8 protein-coding genes are annotated in these 12,089 nt (G+C 72.4%); 4 read left to right on the forward strand and 4 right to left on the reverse strand.

Annotation, left to right across the window (positions count from 1 at the left end; genetic code table 11):
* The first annotated feature begins 1 nt into the window (after position 1).
* The 3 genes from BQ6202_RS12280 (at position 2) to BQ6202_RS12290 (ending at position 5,536) form a co-directional block, all read left to right on the forward strand.
* Entirely contained in the window at positions 2–1,465 is a 1,464-nt protein-coding gene (locus BQ6202_RS12280; protein WP_234946207.1) for an MFS transporter, read from the forward strand.
* A 164-nt stretch (positions 1,466–1,629) separates the two neighbouring features.
* Positions 1,630–3,678, forward strand: a complete 2,049-nt coding sequence (locus BQ6202_RS12285; protein ID WP_072314696.1) for a glycogen debranching N-terminal domain-containing protein — start codon at positions 1,630–1,632, stop codon at positions 3,676–3,678.
* 121 nt (positions 3,679–3,799) lie between these two features.
* Complete coding sequence (locus BQ6202_RS12290) at positions 3,800–5,536, forward strand: HNH endonuclease (RefSeq protein WP_072314697.1); 1,737 nt, start codon at positions 3,800–3,802, stop codon at positions 5,534–5,536.
* A gap of 195 nt (positions 5,537–5,731) precedes the next feature.
* On the opposite strand, the gene BQ6202_RS12295 is transcribed toward BQ6202_RS12290, so the two are convergent.
* From BQ6202_RS12295 to BQ6202_RS12310, 4 genes are read right to left on the reverse strand one after another with little or no spacing between them, the layout of a single operon-like run.
* Positions 5,732–6,565, reverse strand: a complete 834-nt coding sequence (locus tag BQ6202_RS12295; protein WP_072314698.1) for a carbohydrate ABC transporter permease — start codon at positions 6,563–6,565, stop codon at positions 5,732–5,734.
* Positions 6,562–7,761: a carbohydrate ABC transporter permease gene (locus BQ6202_RS12300; protein ID WP_072314699.1), complete on the reverse strand. Its 1,200-nt coding sequence runs from the start codon at positions 7,759–7,761 to the stop codon at positions 6,562–6,564. Before BQ6202_RS12300 ends, BQ6202_RS12295 begins: the two co-directional genes overlap by 4 nt.
* Before the next feature lie 20 nt (positions 7,762–7,781).
* Positions 7,782–9,029: an extracellular solute-binding protein gene (locus BQ6202_RS12305; protein ID WP_072314700.1), complete on the reverse strand. Its 1,248-nt coding sequence runs from the start codon at positions 9,027–9,029 to the stop codon at positions 7,782–7,784.
* Positions 9,030–9,040: 11 nt separating this feature from the next.
* Positions 9,041–10,063, reverse strand: coding sequence for a LacI family DNA-binding transcriptional regulator (locus tag BQ6202_RS12310; protein ID WP_072315165.1), 1,023 nt, complete (start codon positions 10,061–10,063; stop codon positions 9,041–9,043).
* A gap of 117 nt (positions 10,064–10,180) precedes the next feature.
* Here BQ6202_RS12310 and BQ6202_RS12315 point away from each other — a divergent pair, with 117 nt between their 5' ends.
* Positions 10,181–12,067, forward strand: coding sequence for a glycogen debranching N-terminal domain-containing protein (locus BQ6202_RS12315; protein WP_072315166.1), 1,887 nt, complete (start codon positions 10,181–10,183; stop codon positions 12,065–12,067).
* Positions 12,068–12,089: the final 22 nt, after the last annotated feature.

The raw sequence follows: 12,089 nt of genomic DNA on the forward strand, positions 1-12,089 counted from the left end.
CGTGACAGAGCCCTTCGAGTCCGGCGCAGAGCCGACCACCGGCGCCCACGGCATCCTGCCGCCCGCTGGCGCACAGCTGCCGGGCCAGAGCGCGGCAGCTGATGATGGCGCTGCGGGCGACGGGGCAGGCGTCGGCGAACCCCTGAAGCGCCGCCGCTTCGTCGACCTCGCCCCGCTGCGGGCCTCGCCGGTCTTCGCGCGCCTCTGGATCGGCAACGCCATCAGCGGCATCGGGGCGCAGATGACGATCGTGGCCGTCGGGCTGCAGATCTTCGACATGACGCAGAGCACCATGATGGTCGCGCTCGTCGGCGGCGTCGCCCTGCTGCCGATGGTGGTCGCGGGCCTCTGGGGCGGCATGCTCGCCGACGCGTTCGATCGGCGGCTGGTCCTCATCATCTCGAGCCTCACCGGCTGGGCGGCCGTGCTGGGGCTCGTCGCGCTCTCCACGTGGGACGCGATGCTCATCGACGCCGGCGAGCGCGCGGTGGTCTGGCCCTTCTACGTGCTCACGACGATCAACACCGTCGCGCACACCATCTCGGGTGCGACGCGCAGCGCCGTCACCCCGCGCATCCTGCCCGCGCACCTCATCTCCCGCGCCGCCGCGCTCAACGGCATCGCCATGGGCATCATGCTCACGGTCGGCCCGGCCGCGGCAGGGGTGCTCGTGGCGGGGGTCGGCCTGCCGATCACCTTCGCGATCGACGCGGTGCTGTTCACGGCCGGCTTCCTCGGCATCATCGGGCTGCCGAAGCTGCCGCCGCTCGGCGCGGTCGTCCGGCCGGGGCTCGCGTCGCTGCTCGACGGCGTCGCGTTCATGCGGCAGGCGCCCAACATCCGCATGTCGTTCATCGTCGACATCATCGCCATGACCTTCGGGCGGCCCTTCGCCCTGCTGCCGGCGGTCGGTGCCGTCGCGATCGGCGGCGGGCCCGTCACGGTCGGCGTGCTCACGGCGGCGGCCGCGGTCGGCACGCTGCTGGCGAGCGTCTTCTCGGGCCCGGTGGCGCACGTGCACCGCCACGGCCTCGCCGTGTCGCGGTCGATCATGCTCTACGGCGGCTTCGTCACGCTGCTGGGCGCGGTGATCCTGGCGATGGCGATCGGATGGGGCGGGCCGGTCGGGCCGGAGTGGCCGGACGTGTCCTGGGTCGCGCTGGGCGTCGCAGCGGTCGCGTTCGCGGGCATGGGCGCGAGCGACGAGATCAGCGCGATCTTCCGCTCGACGATGATGCTGACCGCAGCCCCCGACGACATGCGCGGTCGCACGCAGGGCCTGTTCATGGTGGTCGTCGCGGGCGGGCCCCGCATCGGCGATCTCTACGCCGGAGCCGCCGCGACGCTCATCGCGCTGTGGGCTCCGCCGCTGTTCGGCGGGCTCGTCATCGTCGTGCTGATCGCCGTCGTGACGCGCGCGCAACGCTCGTTCCTTGCGTACGACGCGCGCAATCCGACGCCCTGAACCGCAGCCGCGCAGACTCGCGATTCTCTGCCTCCGAGCCTGAGGAAACTGAAAGATAAGACTTGCTCACTCTTGGGCAGTCCGCGCAGGTGCGCGACTAGCGTTTGGTGCGCCGCCCGCAAAAGATCGGAAAAGTCATGTCTCCAGAGCGCCTGAGAAGCGCCGTGCGACAGCCGCTTCTCTCCACCGAGAACCTCGCCCTCGCCGCCCCGACCCAGGTGTGGTCGGCGCAGGACGGCTCCATGACCGCGCCCTCCCACGGCGTCTTCCACGGCGACTGGCGCTACGTCTCCGGCATCGAGCTGCGCGTCGACGGCCTGCTCGTCGAGCCGCTCGCAGCCGCTGACGAGGACGGCGGCACCGTCTTCCGCGCGCTCGCGCTCGATCCCTCCACCCGGCGCGCGCGCACCCGCGTCACCGTCGAGCAGCTGCGTCATGCGCACTCCGGCGGGATGGTGGAGCGAGCGACCATCATCAACGGCGGCGACGACCCGATCGACGTGCTCGTCGAGCTCGCCTGCCGCATCGAGCTCGCGCCCACCGCCTCGGTCGAGGCCGGCGCGCCCGACGCCGCCGACATCACGCTCGACCTCTTCGACGACGAGGCGATCGCCACCGACGGCGTCCGCTCGGTGAGCGTGCGCAGCGACGGCGGCAGCGTGCGCCTCGAGGGTCACCGCGTCGTGGTCTCGCAGCGGGCGCGCATCGCACCGGAGGACTGGCTGGGCATCACGCTCGAGCTCGAGATCGACGATCCCTCGCTCGCGTTCCACGGTGCCACCGGCACGCATCTCGACGAGCCGCTGCCGACGGGCAGGGTCGCGCTCGACCGCTGGGCCGAGCGCGCCACGATCGACCTCGAGCACCTGCTGCTCGACGCGGGGCACGGCCCGTTCCCCGCAGCGAGCGCCCCCTGGCACATGACGCTGGTCGCGCGCGACGCGCTCATCGCGAGCCGCCTGCTGCTGCCGCTGGGCACCGAGGTCGCCGAGGGCACGCTGCGCACCCTCGCCGCCAGGCAGGGCGTGCAGCTCGACGCGTCCACCCGCGAGGAGCCGGGCCGCATCCTGCACGAGATCCGTCAGGGCGCCACCGAGGCGCCCCGACCCGGTGTCGAGCCTCCGCCCGTCTTCGCCGGCTCCGTCGACGCGACGCCGCTCTGGGTCGCACTGCTGCACGACGCCTGGCGCGCCGGCCTGCCGCTCGAGGTCGTGCGCGAGCTGCGCACGGCGCTGCACGCGGCGCTCGGCTGGATGCGATCGCACACGCGCGACGGACTGCTCATCAGCCCGGACGAGCAGTGCCTCGGCGTGACCGGCAAGGACGCGCACGACGACGACTGCCAGCGCCTCGACGGCAGCCGCAGCGGCATCGCCATGGCGCAGGTGCAGGGCCTCGCGTGCCGCGCGGCGGTCGGCGCGGCCGACCTGCTCGACGCGCTCGGCGACGACGGGGAGCCCTGGCGCGCATGGGCAGAGGAGATGCGCGAGCGGTTCCGCGCGTCGTACTGGGTCACGGTGGCAGAGGATCGCTTCCCCGCCATGGCGCTCGACGCCGACGGTATCCCGGTGCCGACGCTCGTGAGCGACATCGGCCACCTCATCGGCACCACGCTGCTCGACGCGGCAGAGGAAGCCGAGGTCGCGCAGCTGCTGCTCGACGAGCGGCTCTCCTCGGGCTTCGGCCTGCGCACCATGGCGACCGATGCCGAGCAGTACTGGCCGCTCGCGCACCACTGCGGCTCGGTCTGGCCGCACGACACCGCGATCGCCATCGAGGGGCTGCTGCGAGCAGGGCTCGTCGATGTGGCGGCGCAGCTCGCGGCCCAGCTCGAGCGCGCGGCGGATGCGTTCGACGGCCGGGTGCCGGAGGTCTACGCGGGCTACGGCACCGACGAGACCGAGATCCCGATCCCGCTCCCGGGTGCGCGTGCGCCGCAGGCGTGGGCCGCGGCATCCGTCGTGCCCGTGCTGCGCGCCGTGATCGAGGCGGAGGCCGCGCGGGCGCCGATGGCCGAGCGCCACCTGGCGGCGGTCGCGACGCTGAGCAGGCGCGGCAACGGGATGGACTCCGACACGGATGGCGCTGGCTCGGAGTCGGCGTCGAGCGGGCCCGAGCCCATCGAGATCAACGCGGGCGCGCGCGGCTCGGCGACGTCGCGGCAGCATCCGCACCTGCACCTCGTGCCGCCGCTGCCGCTGCCGCAGGGCTGAGGGGCCGCGAGGCGCATCCTCCGCTGCGTGCTGACGCTGACCTTGGCGCAGGCAGATCGGTGGGGCTGCCGCCCGTTCGCACCCGTCGGGTCGTGTCAGTGGTCGATGCGACACTTCGCCCATGACGAGGGATGCGGTGCGGCAGCAAGGGCCGGAGGGCGCGGTCGGTGCGGCGAGCTTGGGTGCCGCGCCTGCTGTCGCGCGGGTTGCCTCGCCGCCGGCGCCGACGCTGCCGCCGCACCGGGTGCCGGTGCCGTTCGCGCCTGACTTCTTCGACGGCCCGACGTGGCTGCGCGGCGGGCCGCACCCGCTCGACGCGGCTGCGGCCGTGCCGTCTGGCGAGCGTGCGGTCGCGGCTGAGGCTGAACCGATCCCTCCCGCCCCGGTGACGGGTCGTGATGTGGCCGAATCGGCGATGCGTGCCGTGGTCGAGATCGATGTGGCGATCGCGAGCCTGGAGGCGATGCGGGTGCGGTTCCTCGCCGGCATCGGGCACGTCGCGGTCGAGGATGCGCTCGAGGAGCGCCTCGACCCGGGCGTCGGCGTGCGCGAGGTCGCCTGCGAGCTGGCGCTGATGGAGCGCCGCAGCGACCGCACCCTCGAGGCGAACATCAGTCACGCGATGGAACAGGTCGCCGCATGGCCGGCGACGGTGCACGCGTGGGGCGAGGCGCGCATCCACCGCGGACACGTCGGCGTGATCACCGAGATCGGCGGAGCCATCCAAGACCCCGAAGGCCGGGCCGCGTTCGAGGAGGCGCTGCTACCGCACGCCGAGCAGACCACGCCCGGCCGCCTGCGAGCCATCGCGCGCCGCGAGCTCGAGCGGCACCTGGAGCAGCCGCTCGCGGCCCGGCATCGGTCGGCCAGGGATCGTCGGGGTGTGTTCCAGAAGGAGCTCGACGACGGCATGTCGCGGCTCGAGCTGATCGCCCCGACCGTGCTCGTGGCCGCGACTCACGATCGGCTGACGCAGATGGCCAAGGCCACCCTCCGCGCCGCCGACGCCAGCGGAGAGGGCAAGGACCCGCGCACCTTCGACCAGCTCCGCGCAGATCTGATGTGCGATCTGCTGCTCACCGGCGACCCCGCCGGCGCCACAATCGACGCCATCCGAGCAGACGTCACGATCGTCATGCCCGCCGACGTCCTCGTCGGTGTCGACGACGGCGACACCGACCGAGACCGCACCGCCGGCGACACCGACGGCACTGCCGACGACGCTGTGAGTGACGCCGCTGTGAGTGACGCGGCGCAGCGCCCCAGTGTTGGTGGCGAAGTGTCCAGCCGGGCGCGTTCCGCCGACGTCGGCCGCGATCAGCGGACCCGCAGACGAACGGCCGCGGTCGCGCGGCTCTCCACCGGCGCCCCCGTCGACCCCGAGACCGCTAGGCGGCTCGCCGAGCGCGCGACCGCCTGGACGCGCCTGTTCACCGACCCCCTCACCGGCCACGTCACCGCCGTCGACACCTACGTGCCCTCCAAGCGGCTCAAGCAGCTCCTCCGAGCCAGAGACCAGCACTGCAGATGGCCCGGCTGCGGCCAACGCGCACACCGCAGCGACCTCGACCACACCATCCCCTGGACCGACGGCGGCACCACCGACACCGGCAACCTCGCCCACCTCTGCAGACGACACCACACCCTCAAAGGCGCACAGCTCTCCGGCGCCAGACGCTGGAAGGTCCACCAGCGCTCACCAGGCGTCCTCGCCTTCACCTCACCCATGGGGGAGACGTATGTGGACGAGCCGCCAGAGGTGAGGCCGGTGTTCCGCGAGCGCGAGCCTGAGCGTGAACCCGAGCCGCAGGTGTGGGGCACCGAGGTCAGCGAAACCGCGCGGCCGCTGCCCTTCTGAGGTCTCGCGGGTCGACGGCAGCCCTGGCTGGGCCTCGTGACGCGAGCGCCTGTGGTGCGCGGTCCGCCTCCTGCGGTCGTCGAAGCGCCACCAGCAGGCGCGCACTCCGCATCCTGTGGTGGTCGAAGCACCACCAGCGGGCGCCCGCTCCGGCTCCTTCGCTCATCGAAGGGCGACCGACGCCGAGCTCGCCGGCTAGCCCTTCTCCGCACCCTCCGTCGTCGACATGATGCGCCGCTGGAAGATGAAGAACACCACCGCGACCGGGATCGTCATGAGCACCGCCGCGGCGAGCTTCAGCGGGAACTGCGTCCCAGAGCCCAGCTGCCCAGAGACGAGCGAGCCGACCCCGGTGGTGAGCGTGTGCAGCTCCGGGCTCTGCCGCGAGATCACGAAGTGCGCGAACTCGTTCCAGGAGCCCTGGAACGACAGGATCGTCAGCGTGATGAGCGCGGGCGTCGCCATCGGCAGCGTCACCGACCAGAAGGTGCGGAAGACACCGGCGCCGTCGATGCGCGCCGCCTCCTCGATCGACGCGGGGATGGAGTCGAAGAACTGCTTCATGATGAAGATGCCGGCGGCATCCGCGAGCAGCGGGATGATCATGCCCGCATAGCTGTCGTAGAGCCCGAGTTCCTTGATGACGAGGAACCGCGGGATCATCAGCACCACGCTCGGCACCGCGAGCACGGCGATGAACAGCGCGAAGATCGCGCTCCTGCCGCGGAATCGCAGCCGAGACAGCGCGTAGGCCGCCAGCGAGTCGAAGAACACCCGGAACACCGTCACGACGACCGTGATGAACACCGAGTTCGCCGCCCACAGCGGCAGGTCGGTGCCCGTGACCAGCCGCTCGTAGGCGGCGAAGGTGAACGTCTCGGGGATGAGCCGCATCGGGTCGCCGTTCGCCTCGGCATCGGTCTTGAACGAGCTGCTGATGGCGATGACGAAGGGGTAGATGTAGAGCATCGCCAGGACGACGAGGATCACGTAGCCCGCGATCAGGCCACCGCTGATGCGCTCCCTCATGTGAGCCCACCTCCCGTCGTGCTCTGCGGACCGGCCTGCAGGCGCACGGCGCCCTCCGCCATCAGCCCCGCCTCGCGGTCATCGCCCTTCCCCCTGCGACGCCGCTCGCGCTTCGTGCCCATGCCGCTCGCATCCCGCTCGCCCAGCACCCAGCGCTGGATGAGCGTCATCGCGATGATGATGAGGAACAGCACGAACGCGATCGCGGCCGCGATGCCCGGCTCGTTGTTCTCGAACGCCTGGTTGAAGGCCAGGTACGCCGGGCTCGTCAGCGTGGGCGCCGCGGGCGTGCCCCGCGTGAGGTAGACCTGGTCGAAGACCTGCCAGGTGCCGATGAGCCCGAGCGTGAGCACCGTGAACAGCGTCGGCTTGAGCATCGGCACGGTGACCGAGAAGAAGGTGCGGATGGGTCCGGCACCGTCCATCACCGCCGCCTCCCCGACCTCGGCGCCGATGTTCTGCAGCCCGGCCAGGAAGAGCAGCATGAAGGTGCCGGAGGTCGTGAAGATCGCCATGATGATCAGCACGCACTGGGCGACCGATGGTCCGGCGACCCACTCCCAGGCGGAGACGCCGAGGAAGCCCGGCGCCTCCCAGCCGGCGGGCGGCCCGTCGACGCCGGCGAGCCCGAGCAGCATCTGCAGCACGCCGCGCGGGTCGGCGAACCAGTTCGGCCCGTTGATGCTCAGCCACGCGAGCACCCGGTTCACGACGCCCGTCGCGCCGAAGAGGAACAGGAACACTCCCGTGATCGCGATCGACGAGGTGACCGAGGGGAAGTAGAACGCGGTCCGGAAGAAGCTCTTCGCCCGCAGCATGCGGCGGTTGACCTGCACTGCGAGGAAGAGGGCGAGCGCGGTCTGCAGCGGCACGACGAGCAGCACGTAGAAGACGTTGTTGCGGATCGAGCGGCCGAAGAGCTCGCGAGTGAGGGAGTCGTCGGTGGTGATCGCGGCGTAGTTCTCGAGCCCGACCACGTCGACGCTGTCGTTGAACAGCGGCGAGTTGCGGCCGTTCCAGTCGGTGAACGAGACCCAGAGCGCGAGGGCGATCGGCGCGATCAGGAAGACGCCGATGATGAGGATCGCCGGCAGCGTGAAGAGCCAGCCGGCGACGGCCTCGCCGCTGCGCTTGGTCTGGCGCCGCGCGCTCCGGCGCCGCGCATGCGGCGCCGGAGCGGCGGTGGTGGTGCTCATGTCGGTCGCGCCCGGCTGCGTCAGCCCTGCGAGGCCTCGAGCGCAGCCTCGAGCTGCGTCTGCACCTGGTCGAGCACGGCCTGCGCGTCACCGCCCTGCAGGGTCGTGATGGCGTTGTTGAACTCGCCCACCACATCCGCTGCGCCCGAGAAGGCGACCGGGCTGACCGCGTAGTCGGCGCCCGCGACGAAGGCCTCGTTCTCGGGGTAGGTCTCGGCGTAGGTCGCCGCGGCCGACTCGGTCGAGGGGATCACACCGAAGGCCTCGGCGAACTCGAGCTGCTGCTCGTCGCTCGTGAGGAAGGCGACGAGCTCCTGCGCGCTCTCGACGGTGTCCTGCCCCTCGGGGATGCCCCAGCAGTTCGAGAACGTGAACGTGCCCTGCCCCGCGGGGCCGGCCGGCAGCTCGACGACCTGGAACTCGACGTCCGGGAAGTCGTTCTCGAGCGCGCCGCGGATCCACGGGCCCTCGATCACCATCGCCGCCGAGCCGTTGCCGAACGCCTCGCCGCCCCAGCCCGCACCGAGGTCGGCCGGCCACTGCAGCGCGCCCGCCTCGAGCAGGCCCTGCACGTACTCGAGCGCCTCGAGGTTCTCCGGCGAGCTCGCCGTCACCGTCTCGCCATCCATGAGGCCGCCGCCGGCCTGCTCCATGAACACGCCGAGGCGCGCGTACTCCGCACCCATCGAGAGGCCGACGGTGTCGCCGCTCGTGAGCGTCTCGGCCGCCGACTGGAGCGACGCCCAGTCGGTCGGGATGTCTGCCTCCGTGAGTCCAGCATCCGCCCACAGCTGAGTGTTGATGACGAGGCCGAGCGTCGAGAAGTCCTTCGGGGCGCACACGAACTCGCCGTCGTAGGAGAAGGCGTCGACGAGCGCGGGGTAGAACGCGTCGGCGTTCTCGAGGTTCGCGGCGTAGGGCTCCAGGAAGTCGTCGCTCGCGTAGGTCTGGAACTGATCCCAGCCCATGTAGAAGACGTCGGGCGCCGTGTCACCCGCGAAGCCCTGCGCGAGCTCCTGGTTCAGGTCGGATGCGGCGATCACCTCGACGTCGACGCCGGACTCGGTGCTCCACGCGTCGGCAGCCGCCTGCACGGCGGCCGTCTCTGCGTCACCGGAGGAGCCGATGAGCATCGTCAGGGGGTCGCCCGAGGCTGCGGGCTCGCCCGCCTCGCCCGAGGTGTCGGGGGCGCCGCCGCCCGAGCAGGAGGCCAGGGCGAGAGCGAGCGCACCGACGAGGGCGACGCTGCCCAGCTTGCTGAGTCGCATGGGGATTCCTTTCAGGATGGGGTCGAGCCCCGGTCGGCGGCGGGGGCGATCCCCCACCGTGCGTCGTCGCGCCGCACCAGCTGCGGTGTGACGAGGGTCGTGGTGACGCCGGCCTCGGGGTCGAGCGCCAGCAGCGCTGCCGCCGCGACCTCGCCGAGGCTCTGGTCGACGCTCGGGAAGCCGAGGCCGGCCGCGAGCGAGGTGTTGTCGAAGCCGATGACCGGCACGCGGGCGGCGGTCTGCGCGAGGGCGCCGATGGCACCGGTCGCGAGCGAGTCGGAGGCGCACACCAGGGCGTCGACGCCCTGCTCGAGCAGCGGGGCCACGGCGGCGAGCGCCTCGGCGACGCCGTCCTCGCTGCGCACCGTGAGCGCGTCGAGGTCGCGCCCGTCGACGCCGAGCCGCTCGCGCATCGCACTCGCCCAGCCCAGTCGGCGGTCGTCGCCGGAGCCGCTGCCCTCGGGCCAGCCCAGGAACCCGATGCGGCGGTGACCGGCGTCGAGCAGCACCTCGGTGGCCTCTCGCGTGCCCGCCGCGCCGTCGACGTCCACCCACGAGTGCTGGGGCGAGGGGCCCCACGGGCGGCCGAAGGTGACGAAGGGCAGCCCCGCATCCAGGAGCGCCGGCACGCGCGCGTCGCCCATGTGCGTCGAGGTGAGCATGAAGCGATCGGCGACCCGTCCGCTCGCGAGGCCGCGGATCTTCTCGACCTCCTCCTCGTCGGAGGTGGCGGTGAAGAGCACGACGTGCTGGCCCTGCAGATCCGCCTTCGCGGTCAGCTCGTGCAGGAATCGGTCGAGCAGCGACGAGGCGATGTTGTCGGCGAGCGGCTCGATGCGCAGCCCGATGGTCGACACGGTGCGCTGCCGCAGCCGCCTCGCCTGCATGTTGGGCGAGTAGCCGAGCACCTCGACGGCGGCGAGCACGCGTGCGAGGGTGTCGGCCTTCAGCAGCGCCGGATTGTTGAGCGCGTTCGAGACGGTCTGCACCGAGACGCCGGCGTGGGCGGCGACGTCGACGAGCGTCGTAGCCATCGTCACCCCTTCGTGCCGGCACTTCGCAGCGTGGCTGCGCTTCACTCTTGGATCGTTCCAATCGTGACGGTAGCGTATCCCCCGTCGGATGTGAAGCACGAGCGGAAGAGGCGATCGATGCACCCCGAGCCCCCGCACCAGGAGCACGGCAGGCAGCCGCTGCTGCACGATGCCCTCGTCGTGCTCGAAGCCCCGACCCAGGCGTGGTCGGATGTGTCGGGCGAGATGGGCGGGGAACCGATCGACGGCGTGTTCCACGGCGACTGGCGCTACGTCAGCGGCCTCCGGCTCACGATCGCGGGCGAGACCGTCGAGGCGACGGGCACGGCGGCCACCGCGAGCGCCGCGAGCTTCCACGGCGTCACGCGCTCGATCGACGACGCGACGCCCGACCCCCGGGTGCTCGTCGAGCGCCGCCGCGAGGTCTCGGCCGGCCGCCTGGTGGAGCGCGTGCTCGTGCGCAACGGCCTCGACGCATCCGTCGTCGCCCCGGTGCGCCTGTCGCTCGACGCCTCGTTCGCCGAGCTCTCGAGCGTCAAGGCCGGACTGCCGGCGCCCGTGGCGCTCTCGTGGCGCGAGACCGCCCGCGGGCTGGCCGCGGATGATGGCACGCGATCGCTCGAGGTGTCTGCGCCCGGCGCGGCCGCGATCGAGCGCGACGGCGACTCGGTGCACGCCGAGTGGCGCCTCGAGGTGCCGCCGGGGCAGACGCTCGGGGTGCTGCTCGAGCTCGCGGTCGCCGACCCGACCGCGGTCGTCGGGCCCGCCTCCCGCCGCAGCCTCGGCGCTCTCTCGCCGAGCGGTGACGCCGCGCTCGACCGCTGGGCCGCGCGCGCGGTCGGCGACCTCGAGGCCCTGCTGCTCGACACCGGGCAGGGGCCCTTCGCCGCGGCCGGCGCGCCCTGGTTCATGACGCTCTTCGGCCGCGACACGCTCATCACCGCGCGGCTGCTGCTGCCGCTGTCGCTCGACGTGGCGGTCGGCACCCTGCGCACGCTCGCCGCCCGCCAGGGCGTGTCGATCGATCCGGCGACCGCCGAGCAGCCGGGCAAGATCCTGCACGAGATCCGCCAGGCCACGTTCACGATGCCGGGCGAGGGCATCGTGCTGCCGCCCGTCTACTACGGCACGATCGACGCGACGCCGCTCTGGGTCATCCTGCTGCACGAGGCGTGGCGGGCGGGCCTGCCGCTGGCCGCGGTGCGCGAGCTGCAGCCGGCGCTGGAGGCGGCGCTGGCCTGGATGCGCGACCACGGCAGCCCCGGCGACTCCGGGTTCCTGCAGTACATCGACGAGACCGGCACGGGCCTCGCCAACCAGGGCTGGAAGGACTCGGGCGACTCCATCCGCTTCCGCGACGGCTCGATCGCCGAGGGGCCGATCGCGCTGTGCGAGGTGCAGGCGCAGGCGTGCCAGGCCGCCGCCGCGGGGGCCGAGCTGCTCGAGGCGCTCGGCGGCGACGGCGACGAGTGGCGCGCGTGGGCCGAGGCGATGCGCGCTCGCTTCCGCGCCACCTTCTGGGTCGAGCGCGGCGGGGAGCACTACCCGGCGATCGCCCTCGACGGCACCGGCACCCCGGTCGACGCCAAGTCCTCCAACATGGGCCAGCTGCTGGGCACGACGCTGCTGAGCCCCGCGGAGGAGGCGCACGTCGCCCGCCTGCTCGTCGACGAGCGCTTCGCCTCCGGCTGGGGCCTGCGCACGATGGCGAGCGACGAGGGCGGCTACTGGCCGCTGTCGTACCACTGCGGCTCGGTGTGGCCGCACGACACGGGCGTCGTCATCGAGGGGATGCTGCGAGCGGGTCTCGACGACGAGGCGCGGGTGCTCTCCGCGCAGCTCGTGCGAGCCGCCGACGCCTTCGGCGGTCGCCTGCCGGAGCTCTTTGCGGGCTTCGCAGCCGCCGAGGCCTCCACGCCCGTCGCCTACCCCGCATCCTGCCGGCCGCAGGCCTGGAGCGCGGCAGCGGTCGTGCCCGTGCACCGCGCCCTCGCGAAGGCGTAAGAACCCGCCACCCACCCACTAG

It is taken from the genome of Agrococcus sp. Marseille-P2731 (assembly GCF_900117395.1).
Taxonomy (GTDB): Bacteria; Actinomycetota; Actinomycetes; order Actinomycetales; family Microbacteriaceae; genus Agrococcus.

What these genes read in the sequence shown, in the direction of transcription:
- BQ6202_RS12310 (WP_072315165.1), bottom strand. Translation starts at nt 10,063, where the DNA reads ATGGCTACGACGCTCGTCGACGTCGCCGCCCACGCCGGCGTCTCGGTG.
- BQ6202_RS12290 (WP_072314697.1), top strand. Translation starts at nt 3,800, where the DNA reads ATGACGAGGGATGCGGTGCGGCAGCAAGGGCCGGAGGGCGCGGTCGGT.
- BQ6202_RS12305 (WP_072314700.1), bottom strand. Translation starts at nt 9,029, where the DNA reads ATGCGACTCAGCAAGCTGGGCAGCGTCGCCCTCGTCGGTGCGCTCGCT.
- BQ6202_RS12300 (WP_072314699.1), bottom strand. Translation starts at nt 7,761, where the DNA reads ATGAGCACCACCACCGCCGCTCCGGCGCCGCATGCGCGGCGCCGGAGC.
- BQ6202_RS12295 (WP_072314698.1), bottom strand. Translation starts at nt 6,565, where the DNA reads ATGAGGGAGCGCATCAGCGGTGGCCTGATCGCGGGCTACGTGATCCTC.
- BQ6202_RS12315 (WP_072315166.1), top strand. Translation starts at nt 10,181, where the DNA reads ATGCACCCCGAGCCCCCGCACCAGGAGCACGGCAGGCAGCCGCTGCTG.